Consider the following 20,759-nt stretch of genomic DNA (forward strand, 5'->3'; position numbering starts at 1 on the left):
CGCCACGAGCGTGCCCGACCTCAGCCACACCCACCACGTCACGCCATCGAGCGACGACGAAACACCTGGAACCGGGCCGAGCACACCACAACCCGCGAAAGCGGCAGGCGGGCACTTACTGCCCTCTGATACGTCTCCAGGAATTGCGCGTTGGTGAACCAGCCGTCGTCGACCAGTCGCCCGCTTATCTCACTGCCGGTGTAGGAAGGCATTTCACCCATGGCCGTCCAGCGGCGCAGCCAATACGCGGCGATGTACGAGATGTCACCCCTCGTGGCGTCCACGACCTGCGGATCCTGACGAATCGCACCGTTCCGATCCCGTACGGCCGCAACGATCGCGCCCGTCTCCACACCCTTCTCGTAGGAAGCCTGGAAGGCATCGATGGCCTTCCGCTCCCACTCAGGCGTATTGCTATTCCTGCCGCCAAACGCGGCTGCGGGCGCGGCGTTACCAGCGTCCAGCACATCCCCGGGGTGATCCGCAAATGGTGAAAGCGCCTCCTCTGAGGATGGCCTTTCTTCTCGACGTCCTGGATCCACCTCTGAGAGGACGTCTGATTAACGTATTTTGTGGTGTTATGTAGTTTGGGGGTCTCGCCAGGTTGGGGTGGTTTCGTCGGTGAGGCGGCGGGCGAGGTTATCGATCATGGCGATGGTGATCATGCTTGCGGAGTTGTCGGGCCGGGTTTCGTAGTCGCGCACGAGGCGGCGGTGCTGCATGAGCCAGCCGATCGTTCGCTCGACGACCCAGCGTCGTTTGACCACGCTGAATCCTTTGAGCTGCGGGTCTTTGGTGACGATCTCGAGGTTGATGCCGAGTTCGGCGCCGTGTTCGACGGTTTTGACCTTGAATCCGGCATCGACCCATGTCTTGGTGATGGTGGGGTGGGCGGTGGTTGCCTGGTCGAGTAGGTCGTTGCCGATGGTGTTGTCGCTGACGCTGGCGGCGGTGACGATCACGGCGAGCAGCAGGCCGAGGGTGTCGGTGATGATGCCGCGTTTACGGCCGACGATTTTCTTGCCGGCGTCGATGCCCTGGGTGTCGAGGGGTACGTTGGTGGAGGTCTTCACGCTTTGGGTGTCCATGATGGACGCTGTTGGTTCGGCCGCTCGCCGTGGTGGTCACGGACGAGTCCGGTGAGGTTGTAGTTGAGTTCGGTGAAGATCCCTTCCTTGGTCCATAGGGAGAAGTAGCCGTAGACCGTCGGGTGTGGAGGGAAGTCGTGCGGGAGGTAGCGCCAGGCGATGCCGGTGCGGTTGACGTAGAGGATGGCGTTGAATATCTCCCGTAGGTCATAGGTAGGGGTGCGGCCTTTGATGCCGAGCGCGGTGCGGGCGTCGGTGCGGGCCTGACGCCACGCGGTCAGCCGGGGCGCGATCAAGGCCCAGCGGGGGTCGGACAGGTCGGACGGGTATGCGCGACGTTCAGTCATCGTGGTGGATTACGGTGTTGGTGGCCTGCTGCGAGGACGCCGTGTCCGTCGATTCCGTGGTGAAAGTCGATGAAACACGATCGAGGGGCGAAAAGCGGCCGAACGGCTCAGACGTGAAGCAGCTAATAGTGCGTGATTCGGGTAGATCGGCCAAGCAGCGCCGCCGTTATCTGTTTCCAAATGCCTTATACACCACCAGTGCTTATAAAACTTCCAGTGACTGGGCGTTTGGTTCTGGTTCGCGGGGGTGAGGGTGACTTTAGAGCCATCGGGTCGAGTCGGATCTCATGTCCAGATCGCCACTTCGGCAGTGATAAGCCCGACCTGTGGTGAATCGATAAACCCGGTTTGTTCCCTCGATCGTGTCTGGATCGGGTTCGGGAGGTAATCGACGCACCCGAGGTCCGCAACCCGCTATCAGCGGGGGCCTACCTGGAACATCATGACCGACCGTGCCGCCTATCCATCCGACCTGTCCGACGCCCGCTGGGCGCTGATCGAGCCCCGCTTGACCGCATGGCGCCAGGCCCGCACCAGCGCCGGCGTCAAAGGCCGCGTCGCCACCCACGACCTGTGCGAAATCTTCAACGCCATCCTCTACGTCAACCGCACCGGCATCGCCTGGCGCTACCTGCCCCACGACCTGCCGCCCTGGCAAAGCGTCTACTGGTACTTCACCGCGTGGACCGCAGACGGCATCTTCACCGAACTCAACTACCACCTCAACGGCTTGGTACGTAACAAATCCGGCCGCACCATCAACCCCACCGGATCTACCATGGACACCCAAAGCGTGAAAACCTCCACCAACGTCCCCGCCGCCACCCAAGGCATCGACGCCGGCAAGAAAATCGTCGGCACCCTGGCCCGCGACTACGAAACCCTCCCCACCACCTCCGCCACCATGATCCGCATCGCCATGATCGACAACACCGCCAAACGCCTCACCGCCGAAACCACCCCAACCTGGCGATACGGCTAAACCCACATAACACGCAAAGTACGTGAATCAGACGTCCTCTAAGTAGATCCCTGTCTGGGAATGACCAGATCGCGGTAGGAGCCGCCCTTTCGGGCGGCTCCCGCACGGATCTCAGCGAGCGGGATTTCCGCACTGGGCTCCTGCTTTGGGTTTCTGGCGTCGGAGCGCTCCTCGGGGTAGGGATGTTTCACGCGGGCGGGTGGTAGACGCGACCGGCCAGGAAGTCGTTGTAACGCAGTACTCCCTCGTCGGCGGGTGCGAACCAGATCGACGACCGGGCCGGCACAAACACCCTGGTCAGGACATTAAAGTATGAGACTCGAGCTGAGTTAGTGAATGCCTCGGCCGAGTCTGTGGGCCTCGTTGGCCGGCCAGCGGCCTCAGCGGGGGATTTTGTCCTTGTTGGCGACGGCCCATTCGGGGAACGTCAGCAGGCGGGGGTTGAGCGACCGGGTGAGATCGATGTCGCGGATCCCGCAGTAGGAGTCCTCGAACTCGACGCTGTACTGGAACATGTTGCCGAGATCCTGCGCCGCCGGCGTGCCCAGGGCCCGGTACTGCGCCGGGGTCAGGGGACGGTACTGGACCGGTTCGCCTAGGGCGGCGGCGAACCCTTGGGCGAACTCTTCACCGCTCAGGTGGCCGCCGGCGATCCCGACGGTCCGGTCGAGGAACTCCTGACCGCGCCGGAGGATCTCCAGCGCACTCCGGCCGATGTCCTCGGCCGCGATCGTGGCCAGGCGCCCCTCGCCGATCGGCAGGGTCAGCACCATCGTCCCGTCGTCGTCGCGCATCGGGCACAGGCCGTAGTGGACGAAGCTCTCCCAGTAGACCGAGGTGCGCAGATATGTCGTGGGTACCTCCAGTTCGGCGAAGAACCGGTCGGCCTCACCCTTGGCGTCGTAGTGCGGGACCTTGTAGGAATCCTCGAGCGTGGGCATCCGGTCGTCCGTAAGCGGCACCTGCTGGCGTGTGTCCTCAAGGGTGGACCAGATGACGTGGGGGACGCCGGCGGCCTTCGCGGCCCGGGCCAGACTGGCGGCCTCGGCCGTCTCCCGCCCGGGCGCCATGTGCTCCCAGAAGAAGGTGACGAGGAACGCGCCGTCCGCCCCCTCAAGGATGCGTGTCATCGCGCCCTCGTCACCGATGTCGCCGCTGACCACTTCCGCGCCCAGGGCGGCCAGGGCACGCGCCTTCTGCGAATCGGGGTCGCGGGTCACGGCCCTGACGGCGAACTCGCCCGAGGGGTCCCCCAGAGCGGCCTGCGCCAGCCCTCCACCCTGGTAGCCGGTCGCCCCGAGCACGACGATGGTTTTCTTGGCAGGCATGTTTTGGGTGTCCTCCTGGAATCAGGATTCGTTCGGTGGGTTTCGGGCCTTCAGAGCGAGATGACGACCTTGCCCAGGTGCTGTCCGCTTTTCAGGCGCGCGAAGGCAGTTGGGGCCTCGTCGAAGCCGAACACGCTGTCGATGACCGGCATGATGTGGTGGGCGGTAAGGAACGCGACGAGGTCCTCGGTGTCGGTGCGGCTGCCGACGCCGATCCAGCGCACCGTGCCGCCGGGGCCCATCAGTTCCCAGAAGTCGATCGCGGCCGACCCGCCCCCGGCGAAGCCGATCAGCGCGATCTCACCGCTGCGGCGGGCGAGCGAGGCCAGCGATTGCCGGATGGTCGCGGGGCCACCGACCTCGACTACCCGGTGCACGCCCTCATCGTTCGTCTCGGCCCGCACCTGCTTGCTCCATTCCGGGTGGTCGCGGTAGTTGACCACCGCCGCGGCGCCCAGTTCGCCCAGCCGATCGGCCTTCTTGGAGGTCGACGTGGTGGCCACGACGGTGGCGCCCAGGGCACGGGCGATCTGCAAGGCGAAGATCGACACCCCACCGCTGCCCAGGACGAGCACGTTGTCACCGGCCTTGATCCGGGTCGGGCCGCCGAGGGCGGCCCATGCGGTCACGGCGGCGCAGGGGAGCGTCGCGGCCTGCTCGAAACTCAGTGAGCCCGGAATCGCGACCAGTGCGTGCTGCGGCACCACGCGGTACTCGCTCAGCCAACCGTCCTGGGCCACCCCGTACCCGAGCAGTTTCGCGCGGGCCGGGTACGGGCCGCCGATCCAGTCGGCGTGATAGGCGTTGATCACGCGGTCGCCGGTACGGAACCGGGTGACGCCCTCACCCACGGCCTCGATTTGTCCGGCCGCGTCCGAGACCGGTACCAGGGATGAGGTGGAGGGCTTGTCGGCCGGCACGTCCCGAAAGTTCAGGGACACCGCACGTACCTTCACCAGCACCTCGCCCCTTTGCGGCTGCGGCACGTCGCGCTGGTGCAGTTCCAGGCCAGCAATTCCGGGTGCGGTGCCCCAGCGATACAACTTCATGGATCAGCGACTCCTCTACGGTCGGTTTCCGGCAGTGCGTCACTACCGGCGGTCCCTTGCGGGTGTGGTGGGGGAGGCGTATGGCAGCGGGGAAACCGGTACGCCGAGGAACTCGGTCCGGCTGCCCTCAAGGATCTCCAGAGCCCAGTTCAGCCATTTCACGCCCTCGCAGTAGATGGCGATCGGCCGGCGCTGTACCTGCCAGGTGTCCGTCAGCACGCCCTGGATGTCGGAACTGAAGTGGAACGGTGGCATGGCGGCGAAGTGCGTGCCCATGGTGAAGACGAAGCGCGGCAGCCAGTAGGGATCGTCGTCGTAGTACGGCGAGGCGGTGCCTGATGAGGAGGTCATGACAGCCGCGAAGTAGTCTTCGATCCCGCGGGGCTGCTCCGGGGTCACCACCTCGTCCGGGTTCACCGCGACATCCCTGACCCGGTAGGCCTTCTGGTAGGGGTTGTCGGGAGTGAAGACGACGTCCACCGCGGGGGATCCGCCAGAGCACCACACCTTCAGCGAGAAGTACTCTTCGTGAATCTCGTCGTAGTGCCCCACCGAGTTGTGCCAGGGCTTGTTGTCGTACATGGGGTCGTCACGGGTGTCGCGGCCCGTGCTCTCGAAGCCAATGGCTCGGGGGTCGAGGAACGTGATGCCCAGGGCGTCGGCGGTGATCTGGTCGAGGGCCCCGGCCACACCCGATCTGACCAGGTTCTGCGCCTGCACCAGGGGCGCCGGACGAGTCAGTTTGATATTTTCGGTGTTGGTGTCGCCCATCACCAGGGAGTGCGTTCGTGGCTCCAGGACCTTCCGGTAGCCCGGGCGCTCACGGAAGGCATGCAGCAACGGCTTGGTGTTGAGGTAGCGGACGCCGTTGATGATGATGTGCTCGCTGTCGAGCAGGTCCGGACTGAAGGTCTTCGGCGCGGTTTCGCGGCACAGCGCCAGCCGGTCCTCGATCTTGCGGAAGTACGAGGTCTCCAGCGTCCCGCCGGGTGCCGGGGTGCGGTTGACAACGTGCACCTTCTGCGCCAGGACCCGGAAGATCTCCTGGTAGAGGCGGGCCACCACCGCCGGGGGCGGAGAGTGGCGCTTGATGAACCGACTGACCTCGTCACCCGGCACGAAAGCCATGTCGTAGATGATCTCTTGCTGGGTCCGGCCCCGATCGAAGACCTGACGCTCGGTCAGGTCGAGAACCTCGGGGAAGTACGGGCGCACGTGCATTGGCAGACCGGACAGGTACTCTGCCTGCTTCTTGGCCTTGGCGAAAGGCGGCAGCATCACGCCGCCGCCCCGAGGGTCCCACCGGGCCGTGACTAGGCGCTCGCTGAGCACCTTGCGTACCGTGGTGCCGGGCGAACCCTCCTTGCGCAGGAAGACGGCCATCGACTCGCTACCGCCGCTGCCGAACCCGACGACCCGTTCGCTGCGCGTGATGTAGCGCAGCACAGAACTTTCGGGCAGGTTGCGTCGGCGGGCATGGTGAGCGATGAGATCGCCCTCCTCCGGAAGGTCGGCCGGACCGGGTGAGGTAAGGGTGGCGTGGTGCCGCAGCAGGGCCCGGTCGTACACCGTGCCGGTGTAGCCCAGCACTCGGCAGCGGATCTCGTTGTCGCGCAGCAGCCGCAGGGATTTGCCGCCAAGGCCCACCTCGACCACGAGGGCCTGCCGTTGCGCCTGGATGGTCTGGACCGTGGTGCGGGAGTCCATCACCTCATCGATGATGGCCAGCACAGCGGCCTGGATCTCCCCGGCCGTGGTCAGGATCCCGCCGCCGTTGTTGGACACCACGGGTGTGTGGGGATCGGTGAAGGCGATACCCGCTGTGGCGAAGTACTTCTCCAGGGCCCCGCGCACCCCCGACATCCGGGAGGAGTGCGCGAGGAAAGTGGTAGCCGGCTTCAGGTCCTGGGCGTTGAGCCGAGGGAAGCGACGCATCGCGAGAGCGAACGAGGCATACGCGCTCGCGCGGACGTAGACGTTCACCTGCGTCGGGGAGTACAGCTTGTGGATCTCCACCACGTCGGACGGCGGGAGTTCCCGGGCCAGAGACTGCGCGAACGTGGTGAGCTGATCAGGCGGGCCGCTGACGCCGACGACGTGGTGCGATTCCGGCACCAATGGCCGCTCGTCGGTGAAACCGTCCAGGTGCAGCGCCATCTGGCGCGCCACCGGGTCGGAGGAGTCGCATCCGTCGGCCGCCACCATTATCAGCGGGGTGAAGACCTCGCCGATCCGTACGCCGTCACCGACCGAGAGTGCGCCCGCCGCCATCGCGGCGGCTACCATGCCCAGGCTCTCCCCTGCGTAAAGGGAAAACGGTGCCGGAGCACTCGCTCCCAGGGCGACGTTGTGGGCCAGGAATGCGGCGCCGATGAACCCGAGGCGCTCCATCCTGCCGGTGGGAAGGTTTTCCGAGGCCAGAATCACCCTCTCCGGTGCCCCGGCAAGGTTCAGTGCGATCGCTGCCTCGTTGTAGACCTCGGCGGCAGCACTGTCGTCGAGCAGGTGCCGGCCGAGGTTGCGATAGGCGTCCCGGCTACCCAGACCGGGAAAGAAACCTGTGATCATGGTGTCTGTCCTCTCATCCTGCGAGGGGAAAGTGAAAGCCCTTGAACAGGGAGCTCTCGTCGCGCCCGGGACCGCGCTGTCGCAGGGCATAGTCGACCAGGGCGTGGTTGACCAGCGCGAGCCTGCCGGCCTCGTCCTGGGCGCCCTCGGAGAACTGCCCCACCACCCAGGCCAGGGGCGAACTACCGGCATAGTGCTGGCTGGGCTCGAACATCAGGGTGGCCCGGCCCATACCGGCCAGGGCGTTGATGCCGTAGCTCAGCGGGAACGTGCGGTGGATCCGGTCGGCCCGGTTGCGCCCCAGGTCCGGGAAGCACCGCAGGAAGCGGTCGATCATCTCGTCGCTGATCAGGTCGTCCCGCCCCAGGATCGTCGTGGTCTCGAAGATGTACGGAAAGGAGATGCCGTTCAGGAAGAAGTCCGCACCCGGGTCGACGTCCTGCTCGCACCGGCGTACGCGTTCGGTCAGGAAGACGTCGAGGTTCTCGACCGGTCGGCCCAGGTTCGCCCGGGCGGTGATGTAGTACAGGGACATGTGGCACAGTTCGGGCGTCGTGAGCTGGGCCATCAGGGAGTCGGCCTCGGCGATCCGGTCACGGCTGCGGGTAAGGTGCTCCGCGGTACCGCAGGCCGCGATCGCGTTGAGCATGGTCAGCAACGGGTAGACCTTGGCCGAGGCGACGGTCATGGGCTGCGGGAAGAGCGGCTTCTCCAGTTCGTCGAAACGGTCCAACTGATCAAGGGTTTCGGTGATGTAGTCACGATCACCGGCGTGGGCCAGCGGCGCGTGTCCCAGGATCCCGATCACTGTGAACAGCAGAGCCCCTCCTCGTCCCCGGTAGAAGGGGGACGGGATGTTCTCCAGCAGAGCGAGACTCTCCCGGATGTAGTTGCGCGGGCCCGCGACCAGGCGATCGGTGAACCCCAACTGCCCGATCGATAGGAACAGGGCTGCACTGGCGCAGACCCGTTCGTAGTCCCCGTGATGACCACGATTCTCGTCGTCGATCCGGTCAGGCCGGACCAGTTCCAAGCTGGCCAGCATCTCGGCCGGAAAGTCCCGGTGGTCGTTCACCAACAGGGAGGTGGCCAGACCGAGTTTGGCGAAGGCATCCATCAGGATTGATCCGGCCATCAGCCGAAGGTACGGGTTGTCCTGGCGCCCAACGGATTGCAGGACCGATGGCAGAACCTCCTCGACATCGCCGGACTCGGTGGCCCGGAGAATGAGTTCGGACAGCAGGGCGCAGAAGCCGGTGTACGGGTCCTCGCCGTCGACCTTGGCGGTGAGCTGTGCGAACGCTCCACGGATGTGGGCGGCGGCAGCGGGTTCGTACCCGGCCGAGTGCTGGCCGAGCCCGATGCCACGCACCATCCGCGCCCACGGGCTGGGGATGAGGCGTGACTCGGTGGTCAGGTTCGTCAACGTTGCCAGGGGTGGGACGGTCGAAGATGACGTCATGACGGGATTCCTCCAGGTCAGCGGGTACGACCGGCGCATGGGCACGCGGTCATCGAACGCTCGCGCAGCGACATGCAATCGGCGAGCGCCACGCGGATGTAGCGGATGTACTCGTGGCTCGTCGTGACGCCGGGGTGCACCGCGTCCCGAATCCGCCGACCGTGACCGAGGGCCATCGCGTTGGTTGGGTTCGCCACCGCGCGCTTGGTCACGTTGTATGCGTCTTGATTCCAGTCACCGCGGGCGGCAGTGACGGATCCGATGTTGATGATGCAGCGACGGACCACCCGAAGATGAAGATCGTTGGACGTTTCGGGCATGAGCTGATGCGACAAGTCGCCTGGAATATCTGCGACACGACTGAGGCGGACTTCTAAGGCGATGGACGACATAAACCAGCCACCTTCTCGTTCGATTCGGCTCAGGCGACTGCAACCGGCTTCGACGACTTCGAGCGCAGCTGGCGCACGTTGGCCAGTGACGGGTTCCCGCTCCCGCGGTTCAGCGCGGCAACGGCCGCTGACTTCCGGGCCTCAACACCGACCTGAAAGGTTCGACGATGTCGGAAGCCATGTGAACGCCGATCTGCGCCGCGTTTTCCTGCACCGATGGCGATTGATTTAATCGCCCTTAATCAATGTGGCCAAGCGCATTAGATCGCCTATGAAGCTGGCATCGAAGAGGCATTACAGGTTTGCTTCCCGGCACACTGATCTCCTTCAACAAATCGCCATTCCAGCAGTTGCCGCCGTGCGCTAACCGCATGACAGGCAAGGTCTGACTGGACGGCAAGGCCGAGGCTGGGCCCGACCGGGGATGAGTAAACACTGGGGAACCGAAAACCACGGTAGTGCCCGGATCTGGCTCTCAGCAAGGTGCATTGGAACTTCTTCCAAGCATCAATATGCTCGCGATGTTTGCTTGCTTGGGGTCCTGGGCGCAGGCTGCCTGCTAGAAGTAGGAATCAATGCTAGTTCACGAGATCCTCTGTGATGCTGTCCACACTGGACCACCCAAATAAAGGACCTTGACTGCGACCCATCCGGGAACCTAAGCCTGCCGTAATCGCAGCGGCGCGGGCCGCCTTCACCTTAACGGCGTCCAGCTTTGTCGATAATCTCTTCACATCAAGCGCGATCCGCAGCAAGAACGGCCTTCCGCGACTCGAGCTGTCACATGAGAACCAGAACCCGTTCGTACATACCGCCAGACGCTCGGCGAAATCGGCGGCGAGTCGGCCCAATCGATCGTCCGGGCGGGTCGGCCCCCGTTACCTTTTTGATCATTCCCAGCTGGGGATCTCGGTCGCCTGGTCCGGTATGGCTCTTGCCCCCTGTCGTACGCATGATCCGGGGGGTGTTGCCGCCGGGCCGGGTGGCGTCGACGGACCGCTGAATAGGGACCCGGCCGCCCGCGTTCTGGGTTGGTCTCTTCGTAACGTGGATGCCGGCAGCTCGACGCCAGACCCTCGACCGGGTCAGTCGGTGTGATGAAGGTGATCGGTGAGCGTGGAGTACGGCGTGTTCCTCGGCTTGGACGTGGGCAAGAGCGACCACCACGCGGTCGGGCTGGCCCTGGACGGCAAGCGGCTGCACGATGCGCCGCTGCCTAACACCGAGGTGCGGCTACGGGCGTTGTTCGACAAACTTGCCCGCCACGGGCGGATCCTGGTCGTGGTCGACCAGCCCGCCTCGATCGGCGCGCTCGCCGTCGCGGTGGCCCGCGCGTGCGGGCATCAGGTGGCTTACCTGCCCGGCCTGGCGATGCGCCGCCTTGCCGATCTGCATCCCGGCACCGCGAAGACTGACGCCCGCGACGCCTACGTCATCGCTGACGCGGCCCGGACCCTGCCGCACACGCTGCGGCGTGTCGACGCCGGCGACGAGGCCTTCGCCGAGCTGGAAGTCCTGATCGGCTATGACGACGACCTCGCCGCCGAATCCACCCGGATCAGTAACCGCATCCGCGGCCTGCTCACCCAGATCCATCCCGCCCTGGAAGACGTCCTAGGCCCTAAGATCAGCCATCCAGCGGCGCAGGAACTGCTGTCAAAGTGTGGTGGTCCTACGGGCCTGCGCAAGGCCGGCCGGCGCAAGCTCCTCGCACTGGTCGCCTGCCGGGCCCCGAGAATGGGCACCCGGCTCGTCGAGCAGGTCCTGACCGCGCTGGACGAGCAGACCGTCACCGTTCCCGGCACCGCGGCGGCAGAGACCGTCCTGCCCCGGCTCGCCGACAGCCTGCGCCAGGTGCTGCAGCAGCGCGACCAGGTCGCCACCGAGGTGGAGAGGATCCTTGTCAACATTCATCGGTGGATCGAGGCTAAGCGTTTTTGGGTTCCAACCCCTTCGACAGCGCCGAGGCATTGGCAGTGTGGGCGTCCTGAAACACGTCGGATCATGGCGGTTGCCTTTTCCGCAACGATTGGCCGGTCGAGCTCAAGTCAATCTCAGTGTAGCCATATACATTGGCCCCTCTTCCTCCACGTTACTGAGCGTCCAGCCGGAACTTAGGGCCAGCTCGTTCAATTCCTCCGGTGAGAGCAGGAGCTGGTCGAACCAGTCGCTGACCATATTTCGATAACGGGCACGCATCCGGTATTGCCCGAACATCCGTCCAGCACCCGTATTGATATCGCCGTACTGTTGATGGGCTGGGTCCGTGAGTTGGTACGGGTTCACCGCTGTGCCGATGAGGCAAGCACCGGGCCGGGCCAACCGGATCAGCGTGGCAAGGACGCGATGGCCCCCCTCGCGGCTACCGAGCAAGCCAAAATTACCGCCCAACAGCAGAAAGGTATCGAAGGTACCCAGTTCGTCGGGGAGCGCAGAGATATCGGCGAGATCGGCGTCGACGCCGAGAGCACGGGCGAGCGCAACTGTCCCAGGTGACGCGTCTATGCCGCGGACCTCGAGGCCCCGCTGTTGCAGCGGGAGCATATGCCTCCCAGCCCCGCATCCGAGGTCCACAACGCGACCGGTCGCCGCCAGCGGGGCGCGATAGTCGATGTCGGGCCAACTGTGATGCTCGCTCAGGTACATCACTGCGTCGTTGACGGTGAGCATGCCATCGTCACGCTCGAACACCGCGTAGGTTGTCCCGGCGCGCGACCCGGCCCGGTGACATGCTTGAAGTGCCGCGCCGAAGGCATCGCCGGCGACCAGAGGAAGGCCCTTTGTGATGGATTTCATCGTTGTGCCTTTGGTTCGATGGAGCGGTGGTTTCAGCAGGGGCAGGCCCCGACCGTCGTAACTCGGGGACGGCAGCCGGGGCCTGCGCATGGAGGCGTCAGTTGTCCAGCAGATCCTCAGCCCAGGCGGCGGGCTCGAAGGTGACGAAGATCTTGGCGACTGCCTCGGCCGACTCACGGCGGGCCGAGAAGATCTCCGCCAGCTCAGCCTCCGTGGGGTTCACTTCTTGCATGCCTTTCTCCTTTCGCGGGGCGACTACTGTCGCCGTACCGATATATGGTGGTGCTGGTGGTGCCGTCGGTGAGAAGGCGTTCGGTTTTCTGTAGCGGCTTACACAAGCGCCGGGAACCGCTCGGCGGCGTTCTTGTCGTACCGGAGCAACAGGTAGAAGGGCCGCGCCAATGCAATGAGGTTTTCGATGGTGCCAATGCCACGGTCCAGCGCCGCAAGCGCGAGGTCGTCACCCGAGGTGTGCCATCGCGTTGCAAACATTTCAAGTACTAGATCTTTGTTGATGGCTGCGAGTCTGAGACCGTCGCGTAGTGATGTGATCCGGTCGTTCATCTCCCATGCGAGGTTGTTAACATAGACGGCATTCGACCAACTGGGGAGAACGCGAGCCCGAGCTAGTGCCATTCGGTCCGGCGGCGTTCCCGGCGACCATCGGTAACTGCGGATCAGGAATCGGAGGAGCTGCTCCCGGGCGCTCAATCGGCCGCGCTCAGCGACCGTAGTCCACTGCTGGAGGAAGGGAAGCTCGGATTTGACCGCTGGCCACCGATAGAAGCCTCGGTGCATCCCATGCCGCAACGCGGCTTCGGCCGTGTCGGAGTTTGACGCGTTCTCTTGGCGGCCGCAGCGTTGCCGACACTCCGCCACGATGTTTTCAAGCACCAGGCTCTCATGGAGGCGCGGATAATCTGGCTCCAGGAGTTGCAGGACACGCAGGTTGTGGATGTCCGCACTGCGCGGGCCCCGGTCCTCTGGTGTGCGGCCTTCCGCAGCGAGCTCCCACATGTAGAGGTGTGTCGTGAGCGCGCAAGGTTCCGGCATGAGCCGGGAAGCCTCATCGGTATCCGGCATATTAGTCATGAGGTCCACCAAGGCCAAAGCGTCCTCGCGTTTGGGGTCTTGAGGATGGGTGACGCAGAAGCGTTTGATTTCCTCTGCGCGCGCTACAGTCATGCCCACCGAGGGCGCGAGCTTTGGAAGCGCACCGTACGACCGCTGCGAGAAGTGTCGACGGGACAGCGCCCTTACCAGGGCACTGGCCTCTGCCGGATCGCACACGCCGAGCCGCGCAGCTGCCGCGAACGTTGCGCGCATCGCAACCAGGGTCTCGGACAGTGGCTGATAGTCCTCGTCGGAGGTGCTATGCAGCAGAGCTACCTCGTCGTCAGCCTCAATTTCGCTGTCGCGATAAGCGGTGAAGACCGCGCCGACCCCTGTCATTCCGAATTCGTGCAGCTCGGCTGCGCGCAATGCTCCCATGCTTGCTGCACCCAAGACGCGGACGCCACGATCGAGCAGAAGGATAATTTCCTTGTGTCGGACGGCACCGACCTGGTGAAAGTAGCCATCGACGATCCCTACGATGTCACCGGCCCGGAGTCCGGCCCGCAGCAGATCACCGGCGGCGACCGGAGGCATTACTTCGATGCCAGTGTCACCGAGGAGAGCGGCAGCCCCGGGCAATGACGGGCCGATGTAGAGCAGGCGTCGCATCTCTGATCCTCGCAAGAAGGTATTGAAAAAGTCTCAATGGAATGGCAGGAATCGCATTCCGGGACACACTGTGAGTACGACGGGAACACCGATATCGTCACGCTGCAGATCCACGTATATAGGGAGGGTCCCGGTCACGTCCGCTAGCTTCCCGGCCACTTCGAGCACCTCATCGCCGGTATTCGAGAAGTTCCGGGATTTAATGTCTGCGAAGTCAAGCCGTGCATCGTCGGAGGGTTGTGGCGCGGCAGGCATACCAGCCGAGCGGTATGGCAAGGCGCCGATGTCGTCGCGAGATCCTGCGATCGCGGTAAGCCGTGATTGTGCCGCCTCTGTGAGCCCCCGGGAGAGAGCAACAGTCGCGTCCAGGTGTGTACCCATTCCTCGGAAGGAGACTGGAAAGGCATCGTCCCAGATGAGTGCGTCAAACGTGGGGACGGAGGTTGGGCTGGGGAGCAGGCGTGCCCGAACGTTGACCTTCGCCCTTGCGAAGAGGTCCAACAGGCTCCGCAGGCTCGGGGCGTCAACTGTGGACAGGTCGACTTCGCGCGGTCGAGACCAGTCATCGTCCGCCCTGCTGCTGTCCACGGCTCGGGCCGTGGCGTCCCGCTCGATCACTTCGTACATGCCGTGCAGCAACGCCTCGTCGGTGTTGTTTCCACTTGCCAGTCCGTTGCTACTCGGGCGAAACAGTGGTGGACTCCAAGTATGGGACAGCCGACTGTCGAGATTTAGCAGTTGGGCGGGCACGTGCGTCGGCGACCCGGTGGCCAGTTGTTTCGCGGGGAGCCAGTCGACGCGGCAGTCCTCGTGCAGGTAGTTGCGGGCGGCCAGTGTCAGGCGCTCGGGACGATAGCCGAGGGATGGGCTCATCTCGCGGATGGTCGCCGGTGTGGAAGGCAGCTGGGGGCGCTCCGCGTGCCAGGTTTCAATGCTCTCCATCACCGCCGAGATGCGCGCAAGTAATGGAGTCAACCCTTTGCCCTGGGAAACCGACAGTGACCAGCTGTTCGGGCGGATCGCCTGGTAAACGGAAATGCCGATCGTGTCGAGCCAGGTCACGTCCGCCACCCGTGTGATGCCGACCATGGGAACTACCGGCTGAATCCATTCCCAGGTCTCTTCGGGAGCGCGGGTCCGATGAGTTCCGTCGACCAGAACCTTTGTCGTCTGTGAAATCCGAGCCAACAATGAAACCCTCTCATGAACGTCCAAACGACAATCGCGCTCTGAATGAGCACGTGTCGACGGTCGCCCTATGACTCACGGCGGCCAGCGTCGTGACCCTGTCGTCCGCAATGGAAGGAAGTGCCCTAACACGCTACGGCCGAACAACCTCACTCGGCAAAGATATTGACTCTCAGGCATGGGGGAATAGGGCAAAGTTGACGTTACCGTGAGTAGTGCACCGGCGTCGCCGGTCATGCTTCACGTGACCGACGTCTGTAGTCCAGTGCCGGCCAGCCGGGGCCAGTGAGGCTTTCCGAGTAACGGGTCGCTGACGTGGGTGACGTCTTCCTCAGGTGGTCCGGCCGTGTTCGATGTGCAGGATCACGAGGGCTGCTGCGGTGATCTGGCTGATGGTCCAGGGGCAGAGACTGACGTTGCGCAGGGCTTTGAAGGTGGTCTTGAGCAGGGATTTCCGCGTTCGCCGATCGCGCGGACCGCATTGTGGGCACGGTTGAACTGCTGCTCGATGGTGGTGCAGGCTCGGTTCTTCGGTTTCTTGAACGCGACGGTGGTCGTGGTCTGCTCGCCTTCGTAGCTCAGGTCGCCGAGCACGCGCAGCTGATCGTCGGTCCAAACGCTCATCAGGGGCAGGATGTTGTGGCTTCGTAAGGCGGTGGTGTCGTGTTTCCGGCCGGGCCGCACGGGCGAGGTCCAGAGCGGCCAGCCGTCCGGGGCGGTGATGACCTGCACGTTCTCGCCGTGGTTGTCGTGCTTTCCCGACCACCAGAGATCCACTCCAGGTGTTGGTCCGGGCGTGCGGCACCGGTCGGTCTCGATCAACGTGCCGTCGATGGTGACGTGTGAGTAGCCGGCCATCTTCGCCGCGAGCAGCCGCAACACCGGCCTCGAACATCTCCGCCGCCCGCTGCCGCACCAGCTCAGGCCGGACCCGGCGCACCTGATCCACCCCACCGCCATCGCCGTAGCGCATGCCACCAGCAGAACCGCCAGCACCTATCCACGTCGATCCCCCAAAAGCCTCACAATGGACCTGAGCCAGAGAAAGGTGTCTAGGAGTCCGCTGAATATTGCGGTTCGGTCAGGCGGTGTCGTCTGGGCGGGGCGCAGCGTGGTGCTGGGCGGGGCCGGGCGTGCGGGGCGGGGTGCTGGGCCGGGTCCGGTGGGTGGCTGGTTCAGGTGGTGGTGAGGGCCCATTGGTTGGTCCAGTGCAGTCCGTGGTTGGTCAGGTTGCGGAGGTTGAGTGCTGCGGTGCGGCGTTTGAGCCAGGCGTTGTTGGCTGACACGCTGCGGTAGCGCAGTTTCAGGCGGCGGCCTGCGTGGGTGGCGACGTGTGCGATGACGCGTTCGATGTTGGGGCGGTGTCGTCGGTAGCGCTGGGGCAGGGTGGGGTTGGTTTTCCAGTCCTGGCGGGCTTGGCGTAGCAGGGCGTCGTGTTCGTGCAGGACGAGCCCGCGGCCGGTTTTGGATGTGGTGCAGCGTTCGCGTAGTGGGCAGGTGCGGCAGACCGCGCCGAAGGTGACGGTCCGTTTCGGGGTGATGGTTCGGGTGTGCCCGGCGGGACAGGTGACCGTGGTGTCGTCGTGGACGGTGAAGTCGTCGAGGGTGAACCCGCCGGGGACTGCGGACTGCAGCGGTTTGGGTTTGATGACCGCTTCGTGGCCGGCTTGCCGGATCGCGGTGCGCAGCTCTGCGGTGCTGTAGGCGGAATCGGCGTACCACTGCCGGCCGGATCCGCTGCTGCTGCCGCCGCCGGTGGTGGTGGTGGGGTCGCCGGTCAGGAACTGGGCCGCTATCGCGGCGTCGCTGTTGTCGACGCCGCTGGCTTTGGTGAGTTGTTCGTCGGTGATGATCCCGGTGTCGGGGTCGGCGGCTACGTGTGCGCGGTAGCCGTCGCGGCGGGCCTCTGGTGATTTGCGGGTGTGCCGGGCGTCGGGGTCGACGGTGGAGATCACCCGGTCCTCGGCGACCTTGCGGGCGATGCGCCATCTGCCGTCGGTGCCGTCGGAGCCCTCGGCGGGTTCCACGTCCTGCCCGGCCACCAGCGCGAGCAGGGCGAGAGCCTGCCGGGCCGGTTCGTCGAGTTCCGTCTCGGCCAGTGCTGCGATCAGGCGGCCGGCGTCGGTGACCAGCGCCGACACGAGGGTGTCTTTGGCGGCCGGGTCGTCCCAGTCGATGTCCGGTTTACCCGGCCGGGTGTAGTCGTGGCCGGTGCAGACCGCGGTCACCTGTTCGGCGGCGCCGGGCACTGTGCGGGCCACCCGCCGGATCTGGCTGATCAGCTGGGTGACCGTGTCCTGCGTGGCGACCGCGTCGGCCAGGATCGTGGAATCGACCGCCCGCCGGGCCCGGCCCCGCAGCACCCCGGTGGCCTCGACGACCTGCCGGACCGCGTCGGTGATCCGATGTGGACGATCCGAGCCGGTCAGCCGCCGCCGCCAGTACGTCAGCGTCGAGCGATGAAATCCCTTGTCGTCCAACGCCAGCCCACACGCGACTTTCCACCGCAGGTCACAACGGGCCGCTTCCGCGGTTTCCGCATCCGAGTAGTCCAGCAACGTCTGCAGCGTCAGGATCGACGCCGCCACCGACCCGGGTATCGACCGGCGACCCTTGGCCGAGGGAAAAAGATCCGCGAACATCTCATCCGGGAACACCCGGCTGCGATGCTCGGCCAGGAACGCGTACACGCTGCCGGCCGGCACCAGATGCCCAACCAGCGCCGCCGCGTCCAGCAACTCCCGGTCTACACGCTCAGAACCCTGCACCCACAAATTCTCTTCTATCTATATAAACACGTACAGAAGACACGCCCATTATTCAGCAGACTCCTAGTAGTGCTTTGTTAGGTTGCGGCGTGTCATTTTGGTGTCTGTTGTGGATGTTGGTTGGCTTGGTGGTGTGACTCCGGAAGAGATCGAGCTGGTGCGTCCCCGGTTGGTCGAGTTCACCGCGCAGATGTTGCAGGGTGCGGTTGTCCGGTCGGATCAGCAGGTCAAGGGCGAGTTGTATGTTCGTGGTCTGCTGACCGATGGGTCACGTAAGTCGATGCAGCCGATGGCGCAGCGTCTCGGGGTCGATCATCAGCAGTTACAGCAGTTCGTGACGTCCTCGACCTGGGATTATCGGGTGGTACGAGCGAACGTGGCCCGGTGGGCGAGCGAGGTGATCGACCCGGCCGCGTACGTGATCGACGATTCGGGATTCCCGAAAGACGGCACGGCGTCGCCGTGTGTGGCCCGGCAGTACTCCGGCACCCTGGGCAAGACCGCGAACTGCCAGATCGGGGTCAGCGTTCAGCTGGCCACCGACACCGCCTCGCTGGCTGCGGACTGGCGGCTTTTCTGCCCTGCTTCCTGGGACGACACCACGATCAAAGATCCGCAGAGAGCTGCCACTGTCCGGGCGAAGCGGGACCGGGCCGGTCTCGGCGATGACGTGCGCCATCGCGAGAAGTGGCGGCTCGCACTGGACATGCTCGACGAGATGATCGGCGAATGGGGGCTGCCGAAGCTGCCGGTGGCCGCGGACTCCGGCTATGGCGACTGCACCCTGTTCCGGCTCGGTCTGGCCGAACGCGGCCTGCAGTACGCGGTCCAGGTCGACCCGGATGCCACCGCGCACCCCGGCGCCGCGGTCGCGATCACGGCGCTCTATACCGGCCGCGGTCGCCCGCCCAAGCCGGCCTATCCCAGCCCGGCGGCCACCTTCAAGGACCTCGTCCTGGCCGCCGGTCAGGCCGCCACCCGGCAGGTGACCTGGCGACACGGCAGCCGCCGCACCAAGGCCAACCCGGCCGCCGCGATGCGCTCGCACTTCTTGCGCCTGCGGATCCGGCCCTCGAACCGTGACATCCCCCGCGGCCCCGACGGCACCCTGCCCGAATGCTGGCTGATCGCTGAATGGCCAGCCGAGGCCGCCGAGCCAGTCAAGTACTGGCTGTCCAACCTCGGCCCCCGTACCTCGCTGAAAACCCTGGTCCGGCTGGCGAAACTGCGGTGGCGGGTCGAACACGACTACCGCGAACTGAAGACCGGGCTCGGGATCGACCACTTCGAAGGCCGTCGCTACACCGGCTGGCACCGCCACGTCACCTTGACCGTCCTCGCCCAGGCCTTCTGCACCCTGCTACGCCTCGACCCAAAAGCGGATGCGCCGGCCTGACCCTCTACGCCGTAATCCGTGAGCTGCAACAACTCCTCACCGTCATGGCCGGCGCATGCCACACCTGCAACCGCCCCTACGACAACACCACCTAACAAAGCACTACTAGTAGTGCTTTGTTAGGTTGCGGCGTGTCATTTTGGTGTCTGTTGTGGATGTTGGTTGGCTTGGTGGTGTGACTCCGGAAGAGATCGAGCTGGTGCGTCCCCGGTTGGTCGAGTTCACCGCGCAGATGTTGCAGGGTGCGGTTGTCCGGTCGGATCAGCAGGTCAAGGGCGAGTTGTATGTTCGTGGTCTGCTGACCGATGGGTCACGTAAGTCGATGCAGCCGATGGCGCAGCGTCTCGGGGTCGATCATCAGCAGTTACAGCAGTTCGTGACGTCCTCGACCTGGGATTATCGGGTGGTACGAGCGAACGTGGCCCGGTGGGCGAGCGAGGTGATCGACCCGGCCGCGTACGTGATCGACGATTCGGGATTCCCGAAAGACGGCACGGCGTCGCCGTGTGTGGCCCGGCAGTACTCCGGCACCCTGGGCAAGACCGCGAACTGCCAGATCGGGGTCAGCGTTCAGCTGGCCACCGACACCGCCTCGCTGGCTGCGGACTGCCGGCTTTTCTGCCCTGCTTCCTGGGACGACACCACGATCAAAGATCCGCAGAGAGCTGCCACTGTCCGGGCGAAGCGGGACCGGGCCGGTCTCGGCGATGACGTGCGCCATCGCGAGAAGTGGCGGCTCGCACTGGACATGCTCGACGAGATGATCGGCGAATGGGGGCTGCCGAAGCTGCCGGTGGCCGCGGACTCCGGCTATGGCGACTGCACCCTGTTCCGGCTCGGTCTGGCCGAACGCGGCCTGCAGTACGCGGTCCAGGTCGACCCGGATGCCACCGCGCACCCCGGCGCCGCGGTCGCGATCACGGCGCTCTATACCGGCCGCGGTCGCCCGCCCAAGCCGGCCTATCCCAGCCCGGCGGCCACCTTCAAGGACCTCGTCCTGGCCGCCGGTCAGGCCGCCACCCGGCAGGTGACCTGGCGACACGGCAGCCGCCGCACCAAGGCCATCCCGGTCGCCGCGATGCGCTCGCACTTCTTGCGCCTGCGGATCCGGCCCTCGAACCGTGACATCCCCCGCGGCCCCGACGGCACCCTGCCCGAATGCTGGCTGATCGCTGAATGGCCAGCCGAGGCCGCCGAGCCAGTCAAGTACTGGCTGTCCAACCTCGGCCCCCGTACCTCGCTGAAAACCCTGGTCCGGCTGGCGAAACTGCGGTGGCGGGTCGAACACGACTACCGCGAACTGAAGACCGGGCTCGGGATCGACCACTTCGAAGGCCGTCGCTACACCGGCTGGCACCGCCACGTCACCTTGACCGTCCTCGCCCAGGCCTTCTGCACCCTGCTACGCCTCGACCCAAAAGCGGATGCGCCGGCCTGACCCTCTACGCCGTAATCCGTGAGCTGCAACAACTCCTCACCGTCATGGCCGGCGCATGCCACACCTGCAACCGCCCCTACGACAACACCACCTAACAAAGCACTACTAGTTCCAACGCCGTTCAGTTAGGGCGGGACGTTGGCTGTCAAGGGTCGGGGCTGATGACGTCGATGCTGGCGGTGGCCTGGTAGCTGCGCCGGTCGATGTTCGGGCCGCGGGCTTGGTATTTGGA

14 protein-coding genes and 3 pseudogenes are annotated in these 20,759 nt (G+C 65.0%); 4 read left to right on the plus strand and 13 right to left on the minus strand.

Features of this window, described 5'->3' with window-relative positions:
• Positions 1–38: 38 nt before the first annotated feature.
• Together QSK31_RS47200 and QSK31_RS47205 are read right to left on the minus strand one after the other, a co-directional pair.
• Positions 39–467 carry a hypothetical protein gene (locus QSK31_RS47200; RefSeq protein ID WP_285691732.1) on the minus strand — a complete coding sequence of 143 codons (429 nt, stop codon included), beginning with the start codon at positions 465–467 and terminating at the stop codon, positions 39–41.
• A 111-nt stretch (positions 468–578) separates the two neighbouring features.
• Positions 579–1,435 (minus strand): annotated as a pseudogene (locus QSK31_RS47205) (IS5 family transposase).
• A gap of 442 nt (positions 1,436–1,877) precedes the next feature.
• On the opposite strand from QSK31_RS47205, the gene QSK31_RS47210 reads away from it, so the two are divergent.
• A complete protein-coding gene (locus QSK31_RS47210) occupies positions 1,878–2,417 on the plus strand; it encodes a transposase (RefSeq protein ID WP_285691733.1) in 540 nt (179 codons plus the stop codon).
• A 380-nt stretch (positions 2,418–2,797) separates the two neighbouring features.
• Here the strand turns inward: QSK31_RS47210 and QSK31_RS47215 are convergent, their stop codons facing one another.
• From QSK31_RS47215 to QSK31_RS47235, 5 genes are read right to left on the minus strand one after another with little or no spacing between them, the layout of a single operon-like run.
• Complete coding sequence (locus tag QSK31_RS47215; RefSeq protein WP_285691734.1) at positions 2,798–3,745, minus strand: NmrA/HSCARG family protein; 948 nt, start codon at positions 3,743–3,745, stop codon at positions 2,798–2,800.
• Positions 3,746–3,795: 50 nt separating this feature from the next.
• Positions 3,796–4,794, minus strand: a complete 999-nt coding sequence (locus QSK31_RS47220) for a zinc-dependent alcohol dehydrogenase family protein (protein WP_285691735.1) — start codon at positions 4,792–4,794, stop codon at positions 3,796–3,798.
• 42 nt (positions 4,795–4,836) lie between these two features.
• Positions 4,837–7,362 carry a hypothetical protein gene (locus QSK31_RS47225; protein WP_285691736.1) on the minus strand — a complete coding sequence of 842 codons (2,526 nt, stop codon included), beginning with the start codon at positions 7,360–7,362 and terminating at the stop codon, positions 4,837–4,839.
• Between the two features lie 13 nt (positions 7,363–7,375).
• Positions 7,376–8,824, minus strand: a complete 1,449-nt coding sequence (locus QSK31_RS47230) for a hypothetical protein (RefSeq protein ID WP_285691737.1) — start codon at positions 8,822–8,824, stop codon at positions 7,376–7,378.
• Between the two features lie 17 nt (positions 8,825–8,841).
• Positions 8,842–9,216 carry an SDR family NAD(P)-dependent oxidoreductase gene (locus QSK31_RS47235; RefSeq protein WP_285691738.1) on the minus strand — a complete coding sequence of 125 codons (375 nt, stop codon included), beginning with the start codon at positions 9,214–9,216 and terminating at the stop codon, positions 8,842–8,844.
• Positions 9,217–10,326: 1,110 nt separating this feature from the next.
• On the opposite strand from QSK31_RS47235, the pseudogene QSK31_RS47240 reads away from it, so the two are divergent.
• Positions 10,327–11,118 (plus strand): annotated as a pseudogene (locus QSK31_RS47240) (IS110 family transposase); the annotation flags it as partial.
• Positions 11,119–11,259: 141 nt separating this feature from the next.
• Here QSK31_RS47240 and QSK31_RS47245 read toward each other — a convergent pair.
• The 6 genes and pseudogenes from QSK31_RS47245 to QSK31_RS47270 form a co-directional block, all read right to left on the minus strand.
• On the minus strand, positions 11,260–12,012 hold the full coding sequence (locus QSK31_RS47245; protein ID WP_285691739.1) for a class I SAM-dependent methyltransferase: 753 nt from the start codon (positions 12,010–12,012) through the stop codon (positions 11,260–11,262).
• A 97-nt stretch (positions 12,013–12,109) separates the two neighbouring features.
• Entirely contained in the window at positions 12,110–12,244 is a 135-nt protein-coding gene (locus QSK31_RS47250) for a hypothetical protein (RefSeq protein WP_285691740.1), read from the minus strand.
• A gap of 98 nt (positions 12,245–12,342) precedes the next feature.
• A complete protein-coding gene (locus QSK31_RS47255) occupies positions 12,343–13,737 on the minus strand; it encodes a TfuA-like protein (protein WP_285691741.1) in 1,395 nt (464 codons plus the stop codon).
• 33 nt (positions 13,738–13,770) lie between these two features.
• Positions 13,771–14,952, minus strand: a complete 1,182-nt coding sequence (locus QSK31_RS47260) for a YcaO-like family protein (protein ID WP_352244793.1) — start codon at positions 14,950–14,952, stop codon at positions 13,771–13,773.
• A gap of 304 nt (positions 14,953–15,256) precedes the next feature.
• Positions 15,257–15,798, minus strand: a pseudogene (locus tag QSK31_RS47265) (transposase family protein); the annotation flags it as partial.
• 302 nt (positions 15,799–16,100) lie between these two features.
• On the minus strand, positions 16,101–17,693 hold the full coding sequence (locus QSK31_RS47270; RefSeq protein WP_285691743.1) for an IS1182 family transposase: 1,593 nt from the start codon (positions 17,691–17,693) through the stop codon (positions 16,101–16,103).
• Between the two features lie 133 nt (positions 17,694–17,826).
• On the opposite strand from QSK31_RS47270, the gene QSK31_RS47275 reads away from it, so the two are divergent.
• Positions 17,827–19,089, plus strand: coding sequence for an IS701 family transposase (locus tag QSK31_RS47275; protein ID WP_285691744.1), 1,263 nt, complete (start codon positions 17,827–17,829; stop codon positions 19,087–19,089).
• A 175-nt stretch (positions 19,090–19,264) separates the two neighbouring features.
• A complete protein-coding gene (locus QSK31_RS47280) occupies positions 19,265–20,527 on the plus strand; it encodes an IS701 family transposase (RefSeq protein WP_285691745.1) in 1,263 nt (420 codons plus the stop codon).
• The last annotated feature ends 232 nt before the right edge of the window (positions 20,528–20,759 follow it).

Origin of the sequence: Actinoplanes sp. NBRC 103695 (genome assembly GCF_030269485.1) — a bacterium.
Taxonomy (GTDB): Bacteria; Actinomycetota; Actinomycetes; order Mycobacteriales; family Micromonosporaceae; genus Actinoplanes.